21 protein-coding genes are annotated in these 23,851 nt (G+C 71.9%); 13 read left to right on the plus strand and 8 right to left on the minus strand.

Going from position 1 to position 23,851, the window contains the following annotated elements:
• The first annotated feature begins 48 nt into the window (after nt 1–48).
• Together BKA05_RS07370 and BKA05_RS07375 are read left to right on the plus strand one after the other, a co-directional pair.
• Nucleotides 49–339: a hypothetical protein gene (locus BKA05_RS07370; protein ID WP_179530854.1), complete on the plus strand. Its 291-nt coding sequence runs from the start codon at nt 49–51 to the stop codon at nt 337–339.
• 74 nt (nt 340–413) lie between these two features.
• Nucleotides 414–2,069 (plus strand): AMP-binding protein, encoded by a 1,656-nt coding sequence (locus tag BKA05_RS07375; RefSeq protein ID WP_179530855.1) that lies wholly within the window; start codon nt 414–416, stop codon nt 2,067–2,069.
• A gap of 17 nt (nt 2,070–2,086) precedes the next feature.
• On the opposite strand, the gene BKA05_RS07380 is transcribed toward BKA05_RS07375, so the two are convergent.
• Genes BKA05_RS07380 through BKA05_RS07390 form a run of 3 tightly spaced genes read right to left on the minus strand, consistent with a single transcriptional unit; the run spans nt 2,087 to nt 4,922 of the window.
• Nucleotides 2,087–3,001, minus strand: a complete 915-nt coding sequence (locus BKA05_RS07380; RefSeq protein ID WP_179530856.1) for an alpha/beta hydrolase — start codon at nt 2,999–3,001, stop codon at nt 2,087–2,089.
• The gene (locus tag BKA05_RS07385; protein ID WP_179530857.1) at nt 2,998–3,597 is read right to left on the minus strand and encodes a TetR/AcrR family transcriptional regulator; all 600 of its coding nucleotides are present in this window, start codon (nt 3,595–3,597) and stop codon (nt 2,998–3,000) included. Before BKA05_RS07385 ends, BKA05_RS07380 begins: the two co-directional genes overlap by 4 nt.
• On the minus strand, nt 3,594–4,922 hold the full coding sequence (locus BKA05_RS07390; RefSeq protein WP_179530858.1) for an NAD(P)-binding domain-containing protein: 1,329 nt from the start codon (nt 4,920–4,922) through the stop codon (nt 3,594–3,596). Before BKA05_RS07390 ends, BKA05_RS07385 begins: the two co-directional genes overlap by 4 nt.
• A 116-nt stretch (nt 4,923–5,038) precedes the next feature.
• On the opposite strand from BKA05_RS07390, the gene BKA05_RS07395 reads away from it, so the two are divergent.
• The 6 genes from BKA05_RS07395 (at nt 5,039) to BKA05_RS07420 (ending at nt 12,361) form a co-directional block, all read left to right on the plus strand.
• On the plus strand, nt 5,039–5,185 hold the full coding sequence (locus BKA05_RS07395) for a DUF1059 domain-containing protein (RefSeq protein ID WP_179530859.1): 147 nt from the start codon (nt 5,039–5,041) through the stop codon (nt 5,183–5,185).
• Nucleotides 5,182–5,985 carry an SDR family NAD(P)-dependent oxidoreductase gene (locus BKA05_RS07400; RefSeq protein ID WP_179530860.1) on the plus strand — a complete coding sequence of 268 codons (804 nt, stop codon included), beginning with the start codon at nt 5,182–5,184 and terminating at the stop codon, nt 5,983–5,985. Before BKA05_RS07395 ends, BKA05_RS07400 begins: the two co-directional genes overlap by 4 nt.
• The gene (locus tag BKA05_RS07405) at nt 5,982–6,800 is read left to right on the plus strand and encodes an SDR family NAD(P)-dependent oxidoreductase (protein ID WP_179530861.1); all 819 of its coding nucleotides are present in this window, start codon (nt 5,982–5,984) and stop codon (nt 6,798–6,800) included. The genes BKA05_RS07400 and BKA05_RS07405 overlap by 4 nt, the downstream gene beginning before the upstream one ends.
• Nucleotides 6,797–7,894, plus strand: coding sequence for a TIGR03857 family LLM class F420-dependent oxidoreductase (locus BKA05_RS07410; RefSeq protein WP_179530862.1), 1,098 nt, complete (start codon nt 6,797–6,799; stop codon nt 7,892–7,894). The genes BKA05_RS07405 and BKA05_RS07410 overlap by 4 nt, the downstream gene beginning before the upstream one ends.
• Complete coding sequence (locus tag BKA05_RS07415; RefSeq protein WP_179530863.1) at nt 7,891–8,934, plus strand: phosphotransferase family protein; 1,044 nt, start codon at nt 7,891–7,893, stop codon at nt 8,932–8,934. The genes BKA05_RS07410 and BKA05_RS07415 overlap by 4 nt, the downstream gene beginning before the upstream one ends.
• Before the next feature lie 73 nt (nt 8,935–9,007).
• Nucleotides 9,008–12,361, plus strand: coding sequence for a SpoIIE family protein phosphatase (locus BKA05_RS07420; RefSeq protein ID WP_179530864.1), 3,354 nt, complete (start codon nt 9,008–9,010; stop codon nt 12,359–12,361).
• Here the strand turns inward: BKA05_RS07420 and BKA05_RS07425 are convergent.
• Both BKA05_RS07425 and BKA05_RS07430 read right to left on the minus strand, forming a co-directional pair.
• Nucleotides 12,333–13,430, minus strand: a complete 1,098-nt coding sequence (locus BKA05_RS07425; RefSeq protein ID WP_179530865.1) for an NAD(P)H-dependent amine dehydrogenase family protein — start codon at nt 13,428–13,430, stop codon at nt 12,333–12,335. The two genes, BKA05_RS07420 and BKA05_RS07425, sit on opposite strands and share 29 nt — an antisense overlap.
• Nucleotides 13,427–14,482, minus strand: coding sequence for a Rieske 2Fe-2S domain-containing protein (locus tag BKA05_RS07430; RefSeq protein ID WP_218842357.1), 1,056 nt, complete (start codon nt 14,480–14,482; stop codon nt 13,427–13,429). Before BKA05_RS07430 ends, BKA05_RS07425 begins: the two co-directional genes overlap by 4 nt.
• A gap of 165 nt (nt 14,483–14,647) precedes the next feature.
• Here BKA05_RS07430 and BKA05_RS07435 point away from each other — a divergent pair, with 165 nt between their 5' ends.
• A complete protein-coding gene (locus BKA05_RS07435) occupies nt 14,648–15,196 on the plus strand; it encodes a TetR family transcriptional regulator (protein WP_179530866.1) in 549 nt (182 codons plus the stop codon).
• Between the two features lie 157 nt (nt 15,197–15,353).
• Here BKA05_RS07435 and BKA05_RS07440 read toward each other — a convergent pair whose 3' ends face one another.
• The 3 genes from BKA05_RS07440 to BKA05_RS07450 form a co-directional block, all read right to left on the minus strand.
• A complete protein-coding gene (locus BKA05_RS07440; RefSeq protein ID WP_179530867.1) occupies nt 15,354–16,532 on the minus strand; it encodes a DUF222 domain-containing protein in 1,179 nt (392 codons plus the stop codon).
• 175 nt (nt 16,533–16,707) lie between these two features.
• The gene (locus BKA05_RS07445; RefSeq protein WP_179530868.1) at nt 16,708–17,058 is read right to left on the minus strand and encodes a TraR/DksA family transcriptional regulator; all 351 of its coding nucleotides are present in this window, start codon (nt 17,056–17,058) and stop codon (nt 16,708–16,710) included.
• A gap of 12 nt (nt 17,059–17,070) precedes the next feature.
• On the minus strand, nt 17,071–17,706 hold the full coding sequence (locus BKA05_RS07450; protein WP_179530869.1) for a TetR/AcrR family transcriptional regulator: 636 nt from the start codon (nt 17,704–17,706) through the stop codon (nt 17,071–17,073).
• Between the two features lie 189 nt (nt 17,707–17,895).
• Between BKA05_RS07450 and BKA05_RS07455 the strand changes: the two genes are divergently transcribed.
• From BKA05_RS07455 to katG, 4 genes are read left to right on the plus strand one after another with little or no spacing between them, the layout of a single operon-like run.
• Nucleotides 17,896–19,857: a metal-dependent hydrolase gene (locus BKA05_RS07455; RefSeq protein ID WP_179530870.1), complete on the plus strand. Its 1,962-nt coding sequence runs from the start codon at nt 17,896–17,898 to the stop codon at nt 19,855–19,857.
• Between the two features lie 8 nt (nt 19,858–19,865).
• A complete protein-coding gene (locus tag BKA05_RS07460) occupies nt 19,866–21,059 on the plus strand; it encodes a hypothetical protein (protein WP_179530871.1) in 1,194 nt (397 codons plus the stop codon).
• 58 nt (nt 21,060–21,117) lie between these two features.
• Nucleotides 21,118–21,537 carry a Fur family transcriptional regulator gene (locus tag BKA05_RS07465; protein ID WP_179530872.1) on the plus strand — a complete coding sequence of 140 codons (420 nt, stop codon included), beginning with the start codon at nt 21,118–21,120 and terminating at the stop codon, nt 21,535–21,537.
• Nucleotides 21,538–21,565: 28 nt separating this feature from the next.
• Entirely contained in the window at nt 21,566–23,809 is a 2,244-nt protein-coding gene (gene katG, locus BKA05_RS07470) for a catalase/peroxidase HPI (RefSeq protein ID WP_179530873.1), read from the plus strand.
• The last annotated feature ends 42 nt before the right edge of the window (nt 23,810–23,851 follow it).

Below are 23,851 nucleotides of genomic sequence, written 5' to 3' on the forward strand. Positions count from 1 at the left end.
GCGGACCTTCTGTCGAACAGGTGTTCGAACCTGTGGCACGATGGTCCGATGGCGGGCGGCATGGTCAAGCGGGGGAGCGGCATCCCCCTGCGCGACCGCGTACGCACCGGCGGCGTGCCCCTGGGTGCGGCGCCACTGGGTCCGCGGTGCCCGGCGCGGCACTGCTGGGTCGCCGACGCCGTGGACGGGGACGGTGAGAAGCGGCCGGGCCTGCTGCTGGAGTGGCGCCAGCGCGACCGGCACTGGGAGGGCCTGGTCGTGTACGCCGCACGCCTCCGTCCGCACGGGTGGGGGCTGGTCCAGGAGTGGCTGCCCGCCGAGCTCCTGACGCCGGTGTAGCCGCGGCTGCGCGGGCACCGTCGGACGGTGTGGGACGGGTCACACGCGGGAGGAAATCTCTATAACCTGTTCTAGTGACCAGCTTCGATCTCTCCACCGTGTTCGCCACCGTGGCCGCCGCCGTGCCCGACCAGGAGGTCCTGGTGCACGGCGACCTGCGCCTGACCTACGCGCAGGTCGAGCAGCACGCGGGCGGACTCGCCCGGTTCCTGGCCTCCCGCGGCCTGGGCTGCCACACCGAGCGTGACGCGCTGGCCGGGCACGAGTCGGGGCAGGACCACGTGGGCCTCTACCTCTACAACGGACCGGAGTACCTCGAGGCGATGATCGCCTCCTACCGGGCCCGCGCGGTGCCGATCAACGTGAACTACCGCTACGTGGCCGAGGAGCTGGCCTACATCCTCGTCGACGCCGGCACCCGCGCCCTGGTGTTCCACTCCTGCTTCGCCGAGCAGGTCGCCGGCGTCCGCGACCAGGTGCCGACCCTCGACGTGCTGGTGCAGGTGCCCGACGACTCCGGCGCCGACCTGCTGCCCGGGGCGGTGTGGTGGGACGAGGCCGTCGGCACCCCGCTGGGGGCGGCGACGCTGCCCGAGCCGACGGGCGACGACCTGTACGTCGTCTACACCGGCGGCACGACCGGCATGCCCAAGGGCGTGCTGTGGCGCCAGGACGACATGTACGTCACCTCCATGGGCGGCACGCCGTTCGGCACCACCGAGCCCTACGAGTCCTACGACGCGATCGCGGAGAACGCTCGCAACGCCGGCGGCGGGATGACCCTGCTGATGGCGCTGCCCTTCATGCACGGTGCGGCCCAGTGGTCGACCTTCCACATGATCACCAGCGGCGGCAAGATCGTGCTGCCCGAGGACGTGCGCAGCTTCGACGCCGACGCGGTGCTGCGCACCGTCATCCGCGAGGGGTGCGTGTCGCTGCCCGTGGTCGGCGACGCGATGGTGCGCCCGATCATCGCCGCGCTGGAGGCCGGCGACTACGACCTGTCCGGGCTGGCCGCGGTCAACAACGGGGCGGCGCCGCTCTCGCCCGCGGTGCGGGCCCGGCTGATGGAGCTGCTCCCGCACATCCTGGTGATGGACGCCGCGGGCTCCTCGGAGACCGGCCTGCAGATGAGCTCGATGAGCCTGAAGGGGATGGAGGCCGAGGCCGCCACGTTCTCCCCGGTCCCGACGACGACCGTGGTCGCCGAGGACCTCTCCCGGGTGCTCGAGCCCGGTGAGGACCAGGGCTCCGGCGGCGGGTGGCTGGCCCAGCGTGGCCGGGTGCCGCTGGGCTACCTCGGCGACGCCGAGAAGACCGCGCGTACCTTCCCGTTGATCGGTGGCGAGCGCTTCTCGGTGCCCGGGGACCGCGCCGAGATGCTCGAGGACGGCCGGATCCGGCTGCTCGGACGCGACGGCGTGACCATCAACTCCGGTGGGGAGAAGATCTTCGCCGAGGAGGTCGAGCGGGCCGTGGGGGCGCACCCCGGCGTGCGTGACGTCGTGGTGGTCGGGCGGGCGTCCGAGCGGTGGGGCAGCGAGCCGGTGGCGATCGTGTCCTTGGCCGAGGGTCGGGCCGACGTGCCGGACGAGGAGCTCCTCGCGACCGCGGCCGAGCACATTGCGCGCTACAAGCTGCCCAAGGCGTTCCTGCGCGTGGACCACGTGGTGCGCTCGCCCAGCGGCAAGGCGGACTACCGCTGGGCCAAGGAGCAGGTCGGCGGCTGAGGGCCGCCCGGCGGCCCTCAGACCGCCAGCACCCTGGTCAGGAACGAGACCTGGTGCGCCGAGGCGGGGCCGAACCACTCCTTGCCCTCGTAGACGTCGAAGTGGTCGCACGGGTAGTGCCGGACCTCGGCACGTGCCCTGAAGGCCGCCTTCGCGGCGGCCTGCGGCGGTGCGCTCCGGTCGAAGTCGGCGATCTGCACGAGCACGGGGTGGTCGAGCTCCTTGGCGGCCTTCACGGCCGCCCGGCTGCCGAGCTCGAAGGAGACGTCGGCGTCGACCTCGTTGACCCACGTCGGACCGGCGATGGCGAGGTAGTCCTCGTAGCACCCCTCGAGGGTCAGCGCCCCGGCCTCGCCGGGTCGTGCGACCACCGGGATCACGACCGGGCCGCGGCCGCCGGCGGCCTGCAGCTTGCTGCGTGCGCCCGCGACGGTGGAGCGGAGCAGGGTCGAGGGCTTGTGGTGCTGCGCCGCGAGCCGGGCGGCCGCGAGGCCGTCGACCAGGGGAGTGAGGCTGATGACCGCGGCGACGTCGTCCCGGCCGACGGCGGCCTGCAGGACGTGGCCGCCGGAGAGCGACACGCCCCACAGCACCAGGCGCGAGGCGTCCACGCCGGGCAGCCGACCGGCGGCCCGCATGGCGGCGCGGTAGTCCTCGACCTGCTCGGCCACCCGCACCCGCTGGCGCGGGGAGCCCTCGGACATCCCGAACCCGCGGTAGTCGAAGGCCAGCACGTCCATGCCCGCGGCCGCGAGCGCCACCGCGAACGGCTCCAGGCCGGAGTCGACGGTGCCGCCGAACCCGTGCGCCATCACCACGACCGGCCGGCCGGCCTCGGTCTCCAGGGCCGAGCCCGCGCCGGTCCAGTGCCAGGCCGCGCAGGTGGTGCCGTGGGAGTCGAAGGTGAGCTCGTCGTGCTTGGTGGTGGTCATGCGGACTCCAGGGTGGTGGGCGGGGTGTCGAAGAGGGAGCGGACCCAGATGGAGACGATGGCCTCCTCGAGGTCCGCGCGGGGCAGCGCACCCTCGACGAGCCGCTCCAGGGCGCGGTCGTTGAGGTCGAGCAGCATCGAGGCGAGCGCCAGCGGGTCCGCGCCGGGCGCGGCCCGGCCGGCCTCGCGCTCGTCCCGGATGACCTGGGCCACCATCGCGGTGAAGGAGCTGCGGTCGGCGTCCCAGAGCTGGCGCAGGGCCGCGCTCTGGCCCCGGGCCTCCAGCGTGGCCAGGAACAGGTGCGCGTGCTCCTCGACGGAGTCGAAGAGCGTGCTCACCATGGCGCTGACGCGCTCCTGAGCCGGCAGGCTGGGGTCGGCGAGGCGGGCGGTGGCGGTCAGCGCCGCGCCGTAGATCTCCTCCATCAGGGCCGCCACGGCGAGGTGCTTGGACTCGAAGTAGAAGTAGAACGCCGAGCGGGTCAGCCCCGCGCGTCGCGAGATGTCGGCGATGTTGATGTCCTCGAGCCGGCTCTCGCGCAGCAGGGTCTCCAGTGACTCCAGCAGGGCCGCGCGACGCTGGTCGCGGACCTTCACCGCACCGCCGTCCCGGCGCGCTCGCGGGCCCTGGCGATGCCCGTGGGGATCTCCTCGGTGCGCAGCTGGTGCTCGTAGACGAAGTAGTCGAGCTGCTGGGTGTGGCGCGGACGGTCGAGCACGTGCCCGAGGTAGAGCGCGTGGTCCTCGTCGATGATCCGCTCCATCTCCTCGGCCGAGGGCGGCTCGTAGCGGCCGATGGCGTAGGCGGCGAGCAACCGGGACTGGGCCTCCACGAACGGGAAGAGCGTGGGGGTCGACTGGGCCAGGCCCATGAAGACGGTGTCGCGGCGCTCCGGGAGGAACATCCGCTTGTAGAGCCGGATCACGTTGCCGGGCGCGGAGATCACGTCCTCGTCGAAGAACGGGAAGGTGATGTTGTAGCCGGTGGCGTAGACGATCGCGTCGAAGTCCGCGCTGGTGCCGTCCTCGAAGTGGACCGTCTCGCCGTCCAGGCGGGCCACGTTGCCCTTCGGCGTGATGTCGCCGGAGCCGAGCCGCAGTGGCAGCTCGACGCTCTGGGTGGGGTGGGCCTCGAAGAACTTGTGGTTGGGCTTGGGCAGGCCGTAGAGCTCGGGGTTGGACCCGGTCATGACCTGCATCTTCTGCAGGAACCAGCGCTGCCACTTCAGCGGGATGTGCGGGCTGGTCACGAAGTACTTGTCGGCCGGGAGGCCGTAGGCGTACTTGGGCACGATCCACGCGCTGGACCGGGTCGAGAGGGTGACCTCGTTCTGCAGGGACTTGCTGGACAGCTCGACGGAGATGTCCGCGGCGGAGTTGCCGAGCCCGACCACCAGGATCCGCTTGCCCTTCAGGTGCAGGGGGGTCTCGGGGTCGATGTAGTGGTGGGAGTGGAGCGACTCGCCAGTGAACTCACCGGGGAAGTCGGCCATCCGCGGGTCCCAGTGGTGGCCGTTGGCGACGACGAGCAGGTCGACCTCGTCGGTGGACCCGTCCTGCAGGCGCAGGTGCCACCCGCCGCCGGGTCGGGGGTCGGCCTTCTCGACGCCGTTCTCGAACTGGATCCTCTCCAGCAGCCCGAAGGCCTCGGCGTAGGAGTCGAGGTAGGCCTTGATCTGGGTGTGGTGGGGGAAGTCCGGGTACTCCTCGGGCATCGGGAAGTCCTTGAAGGACAGCCGGTGCTTGGAGGTGTCGATGTGCAGCGAGCGGTAGGCGCTGGAGTGGCCGTTGGGGTTGCCGAAGGCCCAGTTGCCACCGACCCGGTCCGAGGACTCGTAGCAGGTGAAGTCCACGCCGTAGTCGTTGAGCATCTTCGCTGAGGTCAGGCCGCTGATACCGGCCCCGATGATCGCTGTGCGCACTGGTCCTCCTCGGTTCCCGCGTGTGCCACGTCGGGTGTCACACCCTTGACGGCGTGACGTGCGGCACACTAGAACGTGTTTTGACACGCGTCAACGAGTTGAGGGGGGACCCCACGATGAAGACCCGGCTGAGCTGCCCGTGCGGCACGGTGATCAAGGGACAGGACGAGGACGACCTGGTCGAGAAGACCCAGGCGCACCTCGCGGCGGAGCACCCCGGCATGAGCTACGGCCGGGACGAGATCCTGTTCATCGCCACATGAGCGCGGTGACGGGTGGGGCCCCGACCGGCCGACGCGCCGTCGTGGTCGGTGGCGGCTCCGGGATCGGTGAGGCCTGCGCCGTACGCCTCGCGCAGGACGGGTACGCCGTGGTCGTGGCCGACCGGGACCGCGAGGCGGCCGACCGGGTCGTGGCCGGCCTGCCCAGCGGCGAGCACCGGGCGGCCACCGTCGAGGTGACCGACGAGGACTCCGTCGCGGCACTGTTCGCCTCCGCCGACGAGGACGGCACGGGTCTGCACGCCGTGGTCAACTCCGCCGGCACCAGCACGCTGGGCGCGGTCAAGGACCTGCCCGTCGCGGAGTTCCGCTCCGTGCTCGACGTCAACCTCGTCGGCGGTTTCCTGGTCCTCCAGCAGGCCGCCCGGCACGTGGTGGACGGCGGAGCGGTGGTCAGCCTGACCTCGCTCAACGCGCGCCAGCCCGGCGGCGGCATGTCCGCCTACTGCGCGGCCAAGGCCGGTCTGGCGATGCTCACCGAGGTGGCCGCGCTCGAGCTGGGGCCGGCCGGCATCCGCGTCAACGCCGTGTCGCCGGGACTCGTCGTCACGCCGCTGACGGCTCCCGCGATGGACATCCCGGGGGTGAAGGACGACTACGTCGCCAACACCCCGCTGGGTCGACCGGGCACTCCGGAGGAGGTCGCGGCCGCGGTGTCGTGGCTGTGCTCGTCGGAGTCGGCCTGGATGACCGGCGAGGTCATGGACCTCAACGGTGGCGCCCACACCCAGCGCTACCCGGACCTGCTCGGGCACGTCAACCGGATGCTGGGGGTCTCGTGAGCGCGCGTGCCTTCGAGGGACAGCACGCGATCGTCACCGGGGGAGGCTCGGGGATCGGGGCCGCCCTGTGCCGGGCGTTCGCGGCCGCCGGCGCCACGGTCGTCGTCGCCGACATCGACCTCGCAGCGGCACACTCGGTCGCCTCGACCCTGGGCGACCGCGGTACGGCCCGACGCCTGGACGTGACCGACGCCGCCGACGTCCAGGCGGCCGTGGACGAGGTGGTCGCCGAGCACGGTCGACTGGACCTGATGGTCAACAACGCCGGGATCACGTGGGGCTCTCGCACCGAGGACCTCAGCGTCGAGCAGTGGGACCGGATCATCGACGTCAACATCCGCGGCGTCACCCACGGGGTGGCGGCGGCGTACCCGCTGATGGTGCGCCAGCGGGGTGGTCGCATCGTCAACACCGCGTCGATGGGCGGCCTGATGCCGGCGGGGCTGATCACCAGCTACTGCATGACCAAGCACGCGGTCGTCGGCCTGAGCCTGAGCCTGCGCAGCGAGGCCGTGCACCACGGGGTGGGCGTGACCGCCGTGTGCCCCTCGGCCGTCGAGACGCCGATCCTCGACTCCGGCCAGCAGGGCGGGTTCGACGGCCGTCGCTACTACCTCACCGGCCAGGGCATGTCGCAGGCGCTGGACCCCGACGACCTCGCCAGAGCCGTCCTGCGCGGCGTCGCGCGGGACGAGGCGCTGGTCATCGCCCCGGCCCGCTCGAAGGTGACCTACGCCGTGGGACGGCTCGTCCCCGGCGTCGCACGACGGATGACCGCCCGCTTCGTCGGGCAGCAGATGGAGGCCATGCAGTGAGCCCGGCGACGACCACCCAGTACCCCGAGCTGGCCGGCTACGGCCTGGCCGGGCACACCGAGTCCCCGCGCGACGTGGTCGCCGAGGCGCGCCTCGCCGAGGAGATCGGGCTCGGCTCCCTCTTCCTCTCCGAGCGCTTCAACGTCAAGGACGCCGGGGTGATGGCCGGGGCGGTGGCGGGGGTCACCGACCGGCTCGGCATCGCCACCGCCGCCACCAACCACGTCACCCGCCACCCGCTGGTGACCGCGACGATGGCGACCACCGCGCACCGGATGAGCGAGGGACGCTACGCGCTCGGGCTCGGACGCGGCTTCGACGTGCTCTTCGACCTGATGGGGCTGCCGCGCATCACCGGCGCCCAGATGGAGGACGCCATCGGCATCTACCGCCGGCTCTGGCGCGGTGAGTCGGTCGTCGGTCACGAGGGCCCGGCGGGCAGCTACCCCTACCTCAACCAGGACTCCTCCTTCGACGAGCGGATCCCCGTCTTGATGATGGCGATCGGCGACCGGTCGCTGGAGCTGGCCGGCCGGGTGGCCGACGGCGTCGTGCTGCACACCTTCCTCACCGACGAGGCGCTTGCCCGGATGGTGCGGGTCGTGCGTGGGTCCGCCGAGCGAGCGGGCCGGGACCCGGCCTCGGTGCGGATCTGGTCGGTGCTCGCCACGGTCGAGGACTCGATCGGGGAGCAGGCCCGGCTGCGCAAGCTGGTCGGGCGGCTGGCGACGTACCTCCAGGGCTACGGACAGGTGCTGGTCCGGGCCAACGGCTGGGACGAGGAGGTGTTCCGGCGGTTCCGCGAGGACCCGTTCGTGACCGGGTACGGCGGTGCGTTCGACGCCGTCGGCACCACCGAGGACCTCCAGCAGCTCGCCGATCGGTTGCTGCCCGAGGAGTGGCTGGCCGCGTCCGCGACGGGCTCGGCCCAGCAGTGCGCCTCCCGCATCCAGGACCAGCTCGACGCCGGCGCGGACTCCGTGGTGCTGCACGGCGCCACGCCCACCGAGCTGCGACCCGTCGTCGAGGCCTGGGCGCGGCAGCGCTCCGCCGACCTCGACGCGCTCCCCGCCAACCCCGGGTGGATGGCATGAGCGCCCCGTCGTGGGCGGTCGCCGCCCGCGAGGACGTGACTCCCGCGTGGCTGGGCGACCTGCTCGGCGTCGCGGTGGACTCCCTGGAGGTCACCCAGGTCGGCACCGGCCAGATCGGCACCTGCTACCGGCTGCGCCCCAGCGGCGACCCGTCGCTCCCGGCCAGCCTGCTGCTGAAGCTCCCCGACCCCGGTTCGCGCGAGCTGCTGGCCGGCGCCTACCGGATGGAGCTGATGTTCTACGAGCGGATCGCCCCCACGCTCGCCTGCCGGGTACCGGAGGTCCACGGTGCCCGCATCGAGGAGGAGAGCGGTCACTTCGCGCTGCTGCTGGAGGACCTCGCCCCCCTGGAGCAGGGGGACCAGGTGGCCGGAGCCAGCCCGGAGCGGGTGCTCGACGCCGCGGTGAACCTGGCCGGCCTGCACGGTCCCCGCTGGTGCGACGAGTCACTGACCGAGCTCCCGGGGCTCACGCTCAACGACGCGGACAGCGTGACGCTGCTCGAGGAGATGTTCCCCTCGACGATGGACCTGTTCCTCGACGGGCTCGGCGACCTGGTCGACCACGAGACCGCCCGGACCCTGCGCGACTGCCTCCCGCTGACACGGGCCTGGCTGCTCGGGCGGCCCGAGCGCTTCGGGCTGGTGCACGGCGACTACCGGCTCGACAACCTGATGTTCACCCCCGGCGGCGGCCGGGGCGAGGTGGCGGCGCTGGACTGGCAGACCCTGTCGCTGGCGCTGCCGGCTCGCGACCTGTCCTACCTCGTCGCGACCTCGTTGGAGCCCGAGGCGCGGCGAGGGTGCGAGGAGGAGGTGGTGGCTGCCTACCACGCGCGTCTGGTCGAGCTCGGGGTCGAGGGCTACGACCTGGCGACGTGCTGGGAGGACTACCGCTTCGCTCAGCTGCAGGTGCCCCTGGTGGCGGCCTTCGGCTGCGCCTACGGCTCGCCCACCGAGCGGGGGATGAGGATGTTCGCGGCGATGGTGCGCCGCTCCGCAGCGGCGATCCGTGACCTGGGCACCCTGGAGCTGGTGTGAGGACCGCTCACCCGGAGGGATGAACGGGGGCGGCAGCGGGCGCCGGAGGGCCCGGAGGTGGTGAGATGTCCCCGTGGACGAGCACGACGCCGGTGGCCCGGCCGGCCCTGACGTCGAGCAGGTCATGTGGCAGCTGGCCGTCGACGCCGCCGGCATCGGCGCCTTCGACTGGGACCTGCGCACCGGGGCGCTGCGCTGGGACGACCGCCTGCTGACGGTCTTCGGGCTGACCCGCGAGCAGTTCGGCGGCACCATCGAGGCGTTCAACGACGCCCTGCACCCCGACGACGTGCCCCGCGTCAGCGCCGCGCTGGAGCGGGCCATCGCGACGTGCGGGGAGTACGTCGCGGAGTACCGCATCGTCCCGCCCGGGGGGGAGCAGCGCTGGGTCGCGGCGCGCGGACGTGCCATGCCGGGAGAGGACGGCACCGCGATCCGGCTCATCGGCGCCGCCTACGACACGACCGCCACCGTCGACGCCGAGGCGCGGATCGCGCGGATCCTGGAGGCGATGCCGACAGCGTTCTTCCACCTGGACCGCGAGTGGCGCTTCACGATGGCCAACTCCGAGGCCCTGCGGCTGCTGCAGCGGCCGCGGCACGAGCTGGTCGGTGAGATCGTGTGGGAGGCATTCCCCGCGGCCGTCGACAGCGACTTCGAGCGGCACTACCGCAAGGCCATGGAGTCCGGCGAGCCCGTCGGCTTCGACGCCTACTACCCCGAGCCGCTCGAGGCGTGGTACGAGGTGCGGGCCTGGCCGAACCCGGACGGCCTCGGGGTGTACTTCAACGACGTCAGCGCACGACACCGCGCCCAGCAGCAGATGGAGCTGATCGCCGAGCGGGACGAGCTGCTGGCCCGCGTCACCACCGAGCTGACCGGCACCCTCGACCCCAGCGAGGCCCTGCACCGCCTCGCGCGGTTGCTGGTGCCCCGGCTGGGCAGCGCCGCCGCCGCGGCACTGGTCGACACCGCCGCCCTCGACGGCCGCTTCGCCGTGCTGCGGCAGGTCGGCGGCTGGCACGTCCAGGACGAGACCGACGTCCGCGGACGCACCGGCGCGGGGTCCGTGCAGTTCCTGCCGCGGGAGCTGATGGCCGCCCTGGACCGGGACCGCGTGGTCACCGACGTCTCCGACCCGACGCTGAGGGCCGCACTGGTCGCCGACGCGCTGCCCGACGTGACCGGCCCCGTCGTGGCGCTGCCGCTGCGCGGCCGGGAGCGACTGGTCGGCGTGGTGGTCGTCGCGGCACCGGTCGACGCCGACTTCAGCGAGGAGGAGCTCGACACGCTGACCGCGATCGCCTCGCGCGCCGGCCTGGCCATCGACAACGCGCGTCTCTTCGCCGAGCAGCGCGACCTCGCCGAGGGGCTCCAACGCAGCCTGCTCAGCCGCGCCCCGCACCCCGAGGGCCTCGAGGTGGCGGTCTGCTACGAGGCGGCCGCGCACACCGCGCAGGTGGGCGGGGACTGGTACGACGCGTTCGTGCTGGAGTCCGGGGACACCGTCGTGGTGGTCGGCGACGTCGTCGGTCACGACACCGAGGCCGCTGCCGCGATGGGACAGATGCGCAGCCTGCTGCGCGGCATCGCGGTGCACGCCGAGGAGGGCCCGGCGGACCTGCTGCGAGGTGTCGACAGGGTGCTGCACCGGCTCGGGTCGCAGACCACCGCCACCGCACTGGTCGCCCGGATCTCCGCGGAGACCGACGACCAGGGCAGGCGCCGGGTCCGCTGGTCCAGCGCCGGGCACCCCCCGCCCGTGGTGCGCGGCCCGGACGGCGGGTGCCGGCTGCTCGAGAGCGGCGCCGACGACCTGCTCCTGGGGCTGGACCCCTCCGCCGAGCGCACCGAGTCCACCGCGGTCCTCGAGCACGGCGGGATGCTGGTGCTCTACACCGACGGGCTGGTCGAGCGGCGCGGTGAGGACCTCGACGTGGGGCTGGACCGGCTCTGCGACACCGCGGGTCACCTGGTCCTGGACCAGCAGGAGCCGCTCGCGACCTGGTGCGACGGGCTGGTCGCGCGGATGGTCCCGGCCGACAAGCGCGACGACGACGTCGCGCTGGTCGCCGTGCGGGTCGGCGAGGAGGGGGGAGTGCCGGGCGTCGAGCCCGGTCGGGCCCCCGTCCGCGAGCACGTCACCGTCATGATGCTCCCGGCCGAGCCGACCAGCGTGGGCCGGGCGCGCCAGGTGGTGCGCGAGGCGCTGCGGGAGCAGGGCACCGTCGTGGTCGACCGCAACGGCGAGGTCCAGCCGGTCGAGGACGAGACGATGCTCGCGACCTCCGAGCTGGTCACGAACGCGCTGGTCCATGCCGGCACCTCGGTGCTGCTGCGGGTCACCGCCGGGCCCCGCGGTGTGCGCGTCGAGGTGCAGGACGGCAGCGCCCACAGTCCCGTGCCGCGTGCCCACTCGGTCACCTCCGCCACCGGGCGTGGGCTGCGGATGGTCGACTCCGTGGTGGACCGGTGGGACGTGTGGCGGCAGCCCGACGGCAAGACCGTGTGGTTCCAGATCGGCGTCCCGCCCGGGCTCGACGTCGCCCCCGACCAGCCGTCGACCGCTCCGGTGCCGACGCGTCAGGTGGTGCTGTGCGAGGTGCCGCTGCTGATGCACTGGGCCTGGCAGGAGCACGCGGCGGCGCTGCTGCGCGAGTACCTCCTGCTCGTGCTCGCCGAGGACCCCGCCGCCCTGGAGACGCACGCCGCCGCCAGTGACGCCCTCGACCTGCTGCGCGAGGGCGTCCCCGCCCCGCCGGCGATCGACGGCGGGCCCGACGCGGTGCTCTCGATCGCCGAGGAGGGGCCCGAGGTCGCTGCCGAGGTCGTGCTGGAGGTGCCCGAGCGCTCGGTGGCCAGCTTCGCTGCGCTGGACCGTTCCCTGGCCGCGGCCACGGCGGCCGCCCGCGCCGGTCGGTTGCTCGGGCCACCCACGCAGCCCGAGATCGAGCAGCTGCGCAGCTGGCTGTGCGGCGAGGTGGCGCGGCAGGCGGTGGACGGCGCCGGGCCGCGGCCCTGGCCCGGGACCGTCGCGCCCGGCGGCGTTCGCCGGGTGGTGGACGAGGTCGTGTGCGCCGGGCTGCTGGAGGGTGCCGGCGCCGCGCTGCTGGCCGACGAGGAGTCGGTGCTGGTGGGCGTGACACCGCAGGCCGCGGCGCTGCTGGGCTACGGGGACGTGAGCGACCTGCTCGGGCGCCCGGTGCTGGCCGTGGTGCCGCCCCGCTTCCACCAGGCGCACGTCGCGGGGACGACCCTGCACGCCACGAACGGGCGCGACGTGCTGCTGGACGTGCCGCTGCAGGTGCCGGTGGTGCACGCCGACGGCGAGGAGCGGGTCCTCGGCATCCGGGTGAGCGCCCACCGGGTCGAGAGCCAGGCCTACTTCCTGGCCACGCTCACCCCCGCTGTCGCACCTCCGGGCTGAACCGCCCGCCGAACGCGCGCAGCGGCAGGTCGGCGCTGGTGATGATGCCGGGTCGTGCCTGGTGCACCGCACGGATCGAGTGCAGCGCGGGCATGCCGGTGACCGTCATGCCGAGCGAGGCGAAGTCCTCGGGCTTGGACAGGTCGTTGCCGGGGCCCGGGAAGACCATGTGCTTGTTGTAGATCTGCGGGTCGCCGGTGACCTGCGTGAGGTAGCAGCCCTTGATGTCCCAGCTGGGGTCGGTGTGCGGCGTCATCTGCCACTCCAGGTGGGTCTCCACGCGCGGCACGTCGTCGACCACCCCGACGAACTTGATGTAGCTGCCGCCGAGGGACCCCTTGGGCAGCTGGTACCACCCGAGGTCGACGTCCTCGGTGCACGCGCCCAGCTCGTACTCGAAGCGCACCTCGTCGAGCTCGAGGCCGAAGCAGTCGGCCTTGAGGTGCACGGAGTCGGCGAAGACCTCGGTGAACTTCTGCAGCATCCCCGGCAGGGCGGGGTCGTCGACCGGTCGGCCGTAGCCGACCTCGCGCCAGGTGTCGGCGGAGTGGTGGCAGGAGACGTCGACGGACTCGATGGTGGTGACGTTGGTGATGTCGGCGACGTCCGCGGTGCAGACGACGCCGAGGACCTGGTTGAGCCCGGGGTTCATGCCGGTGCCGTAGAACGTCGAGCCGCCCGCTTCGCAGGCGGCCGCGATGAGCTCGCTGACCTTGCGGCCCGACGGGTGCGGGTGGTTGGTGTCGCGGTGGTAGCCGGTGATCCAGTCCGCGGTCGTCACGACGTCGATGCCGGCCTCGAGCACCTTCACGTAGAGGTCCTCGTCGGGGAAGACGCCGTGGAAGGTCAGGACGTCGGGTCGCGCGGCGATGATCTCCTCGACGGTCCCGGTGGCGATCACCCCGATCGGGTCACCGCCGACGATCTCGCCGGCGTCGCGGCCGATCTTGTCGGGGGTGTAGCAGTGCAGCCCGACCAGCTCGAGGTCCGGGTGGCGCTGGACACGGCCGATCATCTCGCTGCCGAGGTTGCCGGTGGCGACCTGGAAGAGGCGGATGCGCTGGCTCATGAGGTGTGCTCCTTCGTGGGTCGGCCGTCGGGGTAGAACTGCTGGGCCCACGTGCGCAGCGCCGTGAAGCCGGGGTACTCGCCGCGCGAGAGCGCGGCGGGGGAGGCGTACTTCTGGTGCGACCAGATGACCAGGTCGGCCTCGACCTGCTCGATCACGCCGCGGGCGTGCTTGTCGGCCGATTCCGAGTGGTCGCGGTCGTCGCCCTCACGACGGCCGATCCAGACGCTGAAGCGGACGTCGCAGGTGGAGTCGTCGACGGGGGTGGTGGCCAGGACGGTGCGGTTGTCGATCATCCCCCAGGACTTGGTGACGGCCAGGCCGACGCCGCAGTTCAGCGCCTCGACGCCGGAGTCGATGTCCTCGATGGACCCGCCGGCGTCGCGCTCGTCGAAGGTGATGGTGAAGTCGACGTAGGCGATCGGGTCCTCGAACTCCTGGCGGGTGAACTTCGGGACGATCGGGACCTGGTGGACGTACTTGAAGTGCGCGAAGTCCACGCCGTTCTCCAGGACGTACTGCGGGTGCAGCTCGAGACCGGTGTCGAGGAGCCGGGCGTGCTCGCACAGCGGGTAGTAGGCGTCGGAACCGTCGCTGGCCCCGTCGTTGGCCCCGTCGTTGGCCCCGTTGTTGGCCCCGTCGCTGGCGAAGCCGGTGAAGACGTCCGGGACGTCGAAGTGCGGTGCGCGGCGCTCCACGTCGTGCCAGACGTAGATCGACTCGTTGCGCTCGACCACCGGCATCGTGTTGATCCGTCGCCCGAGGTTGGGTCGGTCCTCGTAGGGGATGCAGTGGTTGCGTCCCTGGTCGTTCCACTCCCAGCCGTGGAAGGGGCAGCGGATGCGGTCCTCGACGACGGTGCCGCCGTAGCCGAGGTGGGCGCCGAGGTGCTCGCAGTAGGCGTCCATGACGGTGACCCGGCCGGAGTGGCCGCGCCAGGCGACGAGGTCACGGCCGAAGTAGCGCATCCGGTGCACCTGGCCGACCCGCACCTCGTCGGACCAGGCGACCTGGAACCAGCCGGTGGGGTTCATGGGGAGCGTGGGCTTCACGGCGTCGTCCTCGTGTGTAGAATTGGCGTTCTGCTGAACAGAACCACTGTTCTGATCGGGTCGTCAAGGGTGCGGAGGGCGTCGATGTCGTCAGGGACGTCAGGGACCTCAGGGACGTCAGGGACGACGGTCGCCGAGGAACGCGCTGCGCTGTACCGCGAGCGGGTGCTGGACGCCGCCGAGCGCGAGTTCGCGCGGGTGGGGTACGCCGACGCGCGGATGCCCGACGTGGCGCGGGAGGCGGGTCTGTCGCTGGCCACGGTCTACAAGACCTTCTCCGGCAAGGCCGAGATCTGGGACGAGCTGCAGGGCTCGCGGATGGCCGGGCTGCTCGAGGCGGTCGCCGCGGCCACCGCCGGCCGGGTCGGCCTGGACCGGCTGCTCGCCGGGGTCGGGTCGACAGCGTCGTACCTCATGGAGCGGGAGGGGTACCTCGCGATGAGCCTGCGGGTCGGCACCGCGTGGGCCAGCGCCGAGGGGGTGGGGGTGCAGCGCACGGTGTGGTCCGACGGCCTGCGCACCATCGAGGAGGGGTACGCCGCCGCGGCCCGCACCGGTGACGTGGCCCCTCTGCGTCCCGCCGTCGCCGCGGGCCTGGTCGTCTCGGCCCTCCAGGTCTGGCTGTCGGACTGGCTGCGCTCCGGGCGGGACCGTCCCGCTGCCGACGTCGTCACCGAGCTGGTCGACCACCTGGGACGGTCACTGCGGCGCTGAGTCCGTGGGAAACGGTGCGGAGGCACGAGTCCCGCACCCACCGGTGGCCGAGCCTTCGTCGAGACCCGGTGAGCACGGCTGGTCGAGCAGCGAGGAGCGCCAGCGACGAGCGGGCGTCGAGACCCGGTGAGACGACAAGCAACCTGCCCACTGCGTTCTACGTCCGCAACCTTCCCGCCCGCTTCGGGTCGTGGACCATCGCGTGGTGGGCCGAGCAGTAGAGCCGCCCGTCCTGGACGCTGGTCGAGCCGCCTGCTGACCACGGGATGACGTGGTGGACGTGGCACCTGCTCGGTGGGGCGTCGCAGCCGCCGACGACGCAGGTCTTGTCGCGCTGGGCGATCGCGAGCCGCTGGGCCTTGGTGTGGAACCTGCGCCGCCGTCCGATGTCGAGGACCTCGGACTGACCGCCGAGCACCATCGGGATCACGCCGGCCTCGCACGCCAACCGGCGTGCCTCGCTGGCGGAGATGACCTCGCCGGTGTCCAGGGCCGCGGCCGCGAGGCCGTCCATCAGCGAGTCGATGGTCATCGTGACCACCACCGTTGCCCCGACCCCACCGACGGTGGGCAGGTCCTTGGTGTCGATCCGCTCGAGCAGCTCGGTGAACGCCGCACCTGCCGCGACCGGTGTCGGTCTGGTCTGGCGGACCTCGGCGGGGTCCTGCCTGGCCCACGTCAACGCTTGGATCGCCTTCGCGAGCATCGCCCCGTGCAGCGTGGGGATGGAGAACCGGCCGTGCACCATCCCGTGACCGTCGGAGGCGAACGTCAGCCTGGTCTTCTCTGCGGCGCGGCGTTCTTCGTCCTCCAGCAGCTTTGCCTCGTGCGCCTCACCGACCTCCGGTGCCACCACGGTCAGCACGTGCCGGCCGAGGACCTTGAGGTGCTTGGCGTCGAAGCCGTCGGCGCAGTCGACCAGGTGCTTCTCGGCCTGCTCGACCACGACCGGGTCCAGATCGGTCGGACCGTCGGTCTCCAGGTCGGCCAGGGCGCGGGCGATGGCGTGGGCCTGTTCGGTGTTCACCCGACCCTCCGCCAGCGCCTCAGCGAGGGCAGCGAACTTGCTCAGTGCGAGGGCGAGCGTCACGTCGCGGTGCGCGGTCGCGCGGTTGCGGTGGGTGGCGTCGGCCCACCACGTCGCCGTGGTCGTGGCGCCGTTGGTCTCCTCCACCCGCACCTGCGTGGCGTGCGCCAACACCGTCGCGGTCAACGCATCCAGCCGAGAGGCCACCTGCGCCAGACCACGCAGCAGGTTGGCGGTCGCGGCCCGGTCGAGCCCGATCAACGAGGCGGCATGGCCGTCGTCGAGGGCACCGGACAACTGCTCGACCACCTTGTCGAGAGGGTGCTGCTGCCCGAGAACCGCCATACCTCAGCACACACCACGCCACCGACATTCCGTCCCCCAGAACAGGCCGATCCACACCCCCACCGGGAGTCGTGACCCGATCGTGACCCAGGCCAGTTCGAGCCTGGCCGAGCCGGCGTATCAATACGCCGGTTCGGCATCAAGGACGGGAGGCGCAGGTGATGCAGAGGGCGGCGGCGGGGCGGGCCTCGAGGCGGGCGGGGGAGATCGGTCGTCCGCAGGCGGTGCAGGTGCCGTAGGTGCCGGCGGCGACCCGCGCGAGGGCGGCGTCGACCTCGGCGAGGCGTTGCTCGAGCTGGCGCGACATGGAGGTGACCTGTGAGCGCTCGAAGGCGACGGTGGCGCCCTCGGGGTCGTGCTCGTCGTCGGCGTTGCTGTCCAGGGACGCGGCGACGGTCTCGGCGAAGTCCGAGGCGAGACCCTCGAGCCGGCGGTGCAGGACCCGCCGTTCGTCCTCGAGGGCCAGCACGCGAGGGTCCGGCGGGGTCATCGCCCCATGGTCTCAGGGACTGTGGGGGACCCCGGCTGCCGGCTGCTGTCCGCGGGCGAGGATGGCCGGCGCCAGCCATCGGCGCAGCCAGTCGCGCAGCGCGTCGCCGCGCAGCGGTGGGTCGGGGGGGACGAAGACGAAGGAGTGGAACATCCGCAGCATCACGGTCACCAGCTCGTCCAGTGCGGCACGGTCGTAGCCCAGTACCTGCCAGTCCACCCGGCCCTCCAGCACGGCCTCGCGGCACAGGGCCACGATCTCGGGGCTGACCATCTGTGCGCCGTACAGGTCGGGGCGCCCTGCGTCGACCAGCAGGTGCAGGAGCGGCTCCTCCGGCACGACCTCGATGGCGAAGGCGAGCGACTCCACGACCAGGGTCACCGCGTCGCGGATGCCCGCGGTCGCCTCGTCCACCCGGGTGCGGAAGTCGAGGAGCGCCGCACGGCCGACCGCGGCGAACAGGTCCTCGACCGTGGGGTGGTACCGGTACATCGTGCGCCGGGTGATGCCGAGCTCGTCTGCCACCACCTGCATGGTGGTGGCAGAAGCCCCCAAGCGACGCACGCACTCGGCGGTGGCCGCGACGATGCGGCGCCTGGCGTCGGACTCGTCGACGGGCGGTGAGCCGCCCCAACCCCGTCCGGCCATGCCTGCTCCTCGGTTCGATGCGACGCGTCCGCACATCATGCCCGACGATTCCGCGACACGTCACGGCAAGCAATGAGTAGCCGACTGGCAGGCGCTGAGGTGCCAACCCGTGACCGCCGTCACCCGGTGGTTGCACAGATGTGAGTGAAGTGTGACACTCGAGCCGATCCCACTGCCCGAGGAGCTGGCATGACCGACCTGGTGGTCCGCAAGATCGACTTCGACCTGGACGGGGACGTCCCGTTCCTGTGGAACCCCTCGAACCCGGCGTTCTCGCTCCAGGCCAACGCGATCTCGTTCTTGGCCATCGCCTTCGAGAAGTTCGTCGTCGCGGCCGTGCGGGAGGCGATGCCGCAGATCGAGCACCCCGAGGTCCTCGAGGAGGCCCGCGCGTTCGTCCACCAGGAGGCACAGCACTCCAAGGCCCACCGTGCGCACGCCGACGCGTTGGCCCGGGCCTACCCGGGCCTGGCCGGCACCCTGGACGAGGCCATCGAGTACTACCAGCGTCTGGCGGAGCGGAAGTCGCTGGCCTGGAGGCTGGCGTTCCTCGCCGACATGGAGGCGACCTTCACCCCGTTCTTCAAGATGCTCCTCGACCACGAGCGGACGCTGTTCCGTGCCGGCGACGAGCGGGTGGCCTCGCTGTTCCTGTGGCACTTCTGCGAGGAGGTGGAGCACCGCTCGTCCGGTCTGATCATCTACCAGGAGGTCGTGCGCAGCCGGTGGTACCGCACCGCGGTGGTGCCCTCGGCCGCCTGGCACAGCCTGGCGGCGATGGAGCTGATCCTCGAGGGCTTCAACCGGTTCGTCCCCCTCGAGGACCGGGTGCTCGACGCCCGCGTGCTGTCCACGAAGTACTCCCTGCGCACCGCGGTGAGCAACCTGCTGCCGTGGCGGGCGAAGGTCGAGATCCCCTCGCCCTTCCCGGACCTGCCCAAGGACGAGGCCCGGGAGATGGTCCGCGGTCTCCTGGACAGCCAGTCCCCCTTCCACGACCCGGGCGACCAGCCGTTGCCGTCCTTCGCCGACGTGTGGTTCGAGCACTTCGAGTCCGGGGGCGACGTGGCCCACTTCTACTCCTCCCTGAAGGGGCGCCAGAACCAGGGATCGGGTGCGCACGCCTTCCACCCGCTGCCGGTGGCCAGCATCGAGCCGATGAGCGCCGACAGTGTCGCGATCACCTTCGACGTCCCCGACGAGCTCGCCGACCTCTTCACCTACGAGCCGGGCCAGCACGTGTCGATCCGCGCCGTGGTCGACGGTGAGGACGTACGCCGGACCTACTCGATCTACCCCGCACGCTCGGAGCAGCGGCTCGCCGTCGGGATCAAGCGCAGCCCCGGAGGACAGTTCTCCAGCTACGCCGTGGACCGGCTGCGCGTGGGCGACGTCCTGGGAGTGGCCCCGCCCACCGGTCGCTTCAGCGTGCCTCTCGAGGAGTCGCTGGCCCGCCACCACGTCGGCATCGCCGGCGGGAGCGGCGTGGGCCCGGTGCTCTCGGTGCTGGCGACGACCCTGGAGGAGGAGCCGCTGAGCAGGTTCACCCTGCTGCACGCCAACCGCGATGCCGCCTCGCGGATGTTCACCGCCGACCTGGAGCGGCTCGCGGCCGCCCATCCCGGTCGGCTGCAGGTCCTCGACGTCCTGGAGGACACCCACGGTCGACTGGACCTGCCCATGCTGCGCGGCTGGGTCGAGGACGGCACGCTGGCCGAGGTGGACGCGTGGTTCGTCTGCGGACCGGACGCGATGGCCGACGCCGTCACCTCCGCGCTCGGCGACCTCGGGGTCGACCCCGGGAGCGTGCACGCGGAGTCCTACACCCCGGGTGCGGCCCGGGCGGGGGAGATGTCCGCGGAGGCCGCGGCGCACGCGGACGCCACCCTCTCCTTCGTGCTCGGTGGCGAGGAGCTCTCCGTGCCGGTCGCGGGACGGACGGTGCTCGACGCAGCGCTGGCCACCGGCCGCGACGTGCCGTGGTCGTGCCGGTCGGGCCTGTGCGGCACCTGCCAGGCGCGGCTGTGCTCGGGCAGCGTCGAGATGGCCCACAACGACGTGCTCAGCGACGCCGAGATCGATGCCGGCCTGATCCTGACCTGCCAGTCCCGCCCCACCAGTGACGCCGTCCGCGTCGACTACGACCGCTAGGAGAGACCGTGTCCCAGATCCAGGCTGCGTCCCAGGGGCCCTGCCCCGAGGTCGCCAACGAACTGACCCGTGAGCTCGGCGGCTTCGACTGCTCGGGCTCGCCGGTGGTCGAGCTCCGCAACCCCGCCGACCTCACGCACTGGACGATGCCGCTGCTCGAGGTGCTCATCCTCGCCGGCGCCGTCCTCGCGCTCTGGTACGCCGTGCGGCGACTGCGTCGGCACGGCGACCCGACCAACCTCGCCCTGATGATCGGTGGCCTGGCCTACCTCACCATCAACGAGCCGCCGCTCTACTTCCCGAACAAGTTCGGCCTCATGGAGCAGGTCGGCCTCAACTTCGTGCACAACGTGTTCACCGTGCAGTTCATGTGGGACCGGCTGCCGCTCTACATCAGCGCGCTCTACATCGCCCTGCCGATGCTGGCCTACGAGGCCGTGCGCGTCACGGGGGTGTTCCGCCGCCACGGGCTGCTGCCGGGCGCGTTGGCCGTCGGGTTCGTGCACAGTGCGTTCTACGAGATCTTCGACACCATCGGCCCGCAGCTGAGCTGGTGGAAGTGGAACCACGACGCGCCCTCCAACTCCGTCTTCCTCGATGCCGTGCCGGTCGGCAGCATCACGTTGTACTCCGCCGTGAGCATCGCGGGCCTGGCGCTGGGCCTGGGGCTCTTCGTCGGGCGCCGGACCTGGGCGGGCAATGCGCCGCGCGGACGCTCCCTGGTCTGGCGGACGGCGGCGGTCGGCGCCACGGCGCTGGTCGTGATGCTGGCCGTCGGCGCGCTGGAGAGCGTGGTGCGCGGGCTCGGCGGTGGCGACGGCGCCTACGCCGTGGTCCTCTACCTCGAGCTGGCGATCGTCTGGGTCGGCGGCGCGCTCGCCCTGGGTGCCAGCTGGCTGGCCGGCCGACGTGAGGGCACCGCGGTGTCGAGCGTCTACTCCCGGGTCTACGGGTGGTCGTTCCTGGCCGCCTTCGCCTTCTTCTGGGCGGTCTCCATCCCCTCGCGGCTCGACGCCGTGGACGGCGTGACGCCGCAGGGCACCGAGCTGGGCAACCTCCCGTTCGTGCTGCTGTGCTTCGCTGCCGCCACGTTCGTCACCCTGGTCGCCGGCCACGGCGGACCCCTGGAGGACGAGGACGCGCAGGACACGGGGGAGCGCGGCAGCCGCGTCGACCCGGTGGGGAGCGCGACCCGGGCCTGAGGACGGACACGCGGACGGATTCTTGATCTGTTCCAGAAAAGGTGGCAGGGTCCCCTGCATGACCCACCACGACCACGAGGCGATGCTCCGGGACGCGCAGCTGCGCGTCACGAGGCCTCGCCTCGCGGTCATGGCGGCGGTGGCCCAGCGACCCCACCTCGACACCGACGCGGTGATCAGGGCGGTCCGTGACGACCTCGGGATGGTCTCGCACCAAGCGGTGTACGACGTCCTGCGGGCCTTGACCGAGGCCGGCCTGCTCCGACGCATCCAGCCGTCGGGGTCGGTCGCCCGCTACGAGGCCCGGGTCGGCGACAACCACCACCACGTGGTGTGCCGCGACTGCGGCGTGATCGCCGACGTCGACTGTGCCACCGGAGAGGCCCCGTGCCTCACCGCGTCCGACGACCACGGCTTCACCATCGACGAGGCCGAGGTCGTCTACTGGGGCATCTGCCCCGGCTGTGCAGCGTCCTGAACTCCCACACCTCTCGAAAGGCAGAGAATTGAGCGACAACGAGCTGCGGTGCCCCGTCGACCACGCCGGCAACGGCGTGACCGGCGAGGGCAGTGAGAGCGAGAACCCGGGGATCCCCACCCCGGAGCCCGCGGTGGAGAACCCCCGCACCAACAACGACTGGTGGCCCAACCGGCTCGACCTCTCCCCGCTGCGCCTGCACTCCTCCAAGGGTGACCCGCTGGGTGGGGAGTTCGACTACGCCGAGGCCTTCGCCGGTCTCGACGTGGAGTCGCTCAAGGCCGACGTGGTCGAGGTCCTGCGCACCTCCCAGGACTGGTGGCCGGCCGACTTCGGGCACTACGGCGGCCTGATGATCCGCCTGAGCTGGCACGCCGCCGGCACCTACCGGCTCTTCGACGGTCGCGGCGGCGCCGGTCAGGGCATGCAGCGCTACGCGCCGCTGAACTCCTGGCCCGACAACGCCAACCTCGACAAGGCCCGTCGCCTGCTGTGGCCGGTGAAGAAGAAGTACGGCCAGAAGATCTCCTGGGCCGACCTGCTGGTCCTCGCCGGCAACGTCGCGCTCGAGGACATGGGCTTCGAGACCTTCGGCTTCGGCTTCGGCCGCGCGGACGTCTGGGAGCCCGAGGAGGTCGTGTGGGGCTTCGAGCAGGAGTGGCTCGGCGAGGCCCGCTACACCGCTGACGGCACCATGGTCGACGACCTCGGTGCCACCGAGATGGGCCTGATCTACGTCAACCCCGAGGGCCCGCAGGGTCAGCCCGACCCGGAGAAGGCCGCGCACTTCATCCGCGAGACCTTCGGCCGGATGGCGATGGACGACGAGGAGACCGTCGCCCTCATCGCCGGTGGCCACACCTTCGGCAAGACCCACGGTGCGGCCAACGCCGACGACCACGTGGGTCCAGAGCCGGAGGCCGCGGACCTCACCGAGCAGGGCTTCGGCTGGACCAGCTCCTACGGCTCCGGCAAGGGCGCGGACACCATCACCTCGGGCCTCGAGGTCACCTGGACCCGCACCCCCACCCGGTGGAGCAACGACTTCTTCGAGCTGCTCTACGGCTACGAGTGGGAGCTCGTGAAGAGCCCCGGTGGCGCGTGGCAGTGGGAGGCCAAGGACGCCGAGGCGATCATCCCCGGCCCCACGCCGGACTCCCCGAAGCGCAAGCCGACCATGCTCACCACCGACCTGGCGCTGCGCATGGACCCCGCCTACGACAAGGTCTCGCGCAGCTTTAAGGACGACCCGGCGAAGTTCGCCGACGCCTTCGCGCGTGCCTGGTACAAGCTGCTGCACCGCGACATGGGGCCGGTCGACCGCTTCCTGGGCCCGTGGGTCCCCGAGGCGCAGATCTGGCAGGACCCGGTGCCGGCCGTCGACCACCCGCTGGTCGACGACGCCGACATCGCCTCGCTCAAGGCCACGCTGCTCGACTCCGGCCTGACCGGCACCCAGCTGATCAAGACCGCCTGGGCCTCCGCGGCGTCCTTCCGCAAGACCGACCTGCGCGGTGGCGCGAACGGTGCCCGCATCCGCCTGGAGCCGATGAAGGACTGGGAGGTCAACGAGCCCGCCGAGCTCGCGACCGTCCTGGAGAAGCTCGAGAGCATCAAGGCCGACTTCGACGGCTCCCAGGAGAAGCAGGGGGGCGAGAAGAAGATCAGCCTCGCCGACCTCATCGTGCTCGGTGGCGTCGCGGCGATCGAGAAGGCCGCCAAGGACGGCGGCGTCGAGGTCACCGTGCCGTTCCGCCCGGGTCGTACCGACGCGACGCTCGAGCAGACCGACGTCGACTCCTTCCGGTTCCTCGAGCCCCGCGCCGACGCCTTCCGCGGCTACCTGCGCTCGGGTGAGAAGAACCGTCCCGAGGAGCTGCTCGTCGACCGGGCCTACATGCTCGACCTGACCGCCCCCGAGATGACCGTGCTGCTCGGCGGCCTGCGCAGCCTCGGTGCGACCGTCGGCGGCTCCAAGCACGGTGTGCTCACCGAGCGGCCGGGCGTGCTGTCGACCGACTTCTTCGTCAACCTGCTCACCCCGGGCAACACGGTGAAGGCGTCGAAGGAGGAGGAGAACGTCTACGAGATCGTCGACCCCAGCGGTGCCACCGCCTGGACGGCGACCCCGGCCGAGCTGATCTTCGGCTCCAACTCCGAGCTGCGGGCGCTGGCGGAGGTCTACGCCAGCGACGACGCCACGGAGAAGTTCGTCCACGACTTCGTCGCCGCGTGGGACAAGGTCATGGAGGCGGACCGCTTCGACCGCTGACCCGTCCCGCCCGGACGGCACCAGCCACGCCCTGGCCCGTCG

Origin of the sequence: Nocardioides marinus, from assembly GCF_013408145.1 — a bacterium.
GTDB lineage: Bacteria > Actinomycetota > Actinomycetes > Propionibacteriales > Nocardioidaceae > Nocardioides > Nocardioides marinus.

Excerpts from the sequence above, each read along its gene's own strand:
- BKA05_RS07425 (WP_179530865.1), bottom strand. The coding sequence starts at position 13,430 with ATGAGCCAGCGCATCCGCCTCTTCCAGGTCGCCACCGGCAACCTCGGC.
- BKA05_RS07455 (WP_179530870.1), top strand. The coding sequence starts at position 17,896 with ATGACCGACCTGGTGGTCCGCAAGATCGACTTCGACCTGGACGGGGAC.
- BKA05_RS07415 (WP_179530863.1), top strand. The coding sequence starts at position 7,891 with ATGAGCGCCCCGTCGTGGGCGGTCGCCGCCCGCGAGGACGTGACTCCC.
- BKA05_RS07450 (WP_179530869.1), bottom strand. The coding sequence starts at position 17,706 with ATGGCCGGACGGGGTTGGGGCGGCTCACCGCCCGTCGACGAGTCCGAC.
- BKA05_RS07380 (WP_179530856.1), bottom strand. The coding sequence starts at position 3,001 with ATGACCACCACCAAGCACGACGAGCTCACCTTCGACTCCCACGGCACC.
- BKA05_RS07400 (WP_179530860.1), top strand. The coding sequence starts at position 5,182 with ATGAGCGCGGTGACGGGTGGGGCCCCGACCGGCCGACGCGCCGTCGTG.
- BKA05_RS07465 (WP_179530872.1), top strand. The coding sequence starts at position 21,118 with ATGACCCACCACGACCACGAGGCGATGCTCCGGGACGCGCAGCTGCGC.
- BKA05_RS07395 (WP_179530859.1), top strand. The coding sequence starts at position 5,039 with ATGAAGACCCGGCTGAGCTGCCCGTGCGGCACGGTGATCAAGGGACAG.
- BKA05_RS07370 (WP_179530854.1), top strand. The coding sequence starts at position 49 with ATGGCGGGCGGCATGGTCAAGCGGGGGAGCGGCATCCCCCTGCGCGAC.
- BKA05_RS07445 (WP_179530868.1), bottom strand. The coding sequence starts at position 17,058 with ATGACCCCGCCGGACCCTCGCGTGCTGGCCCTCGAGGACGAACGGCGG.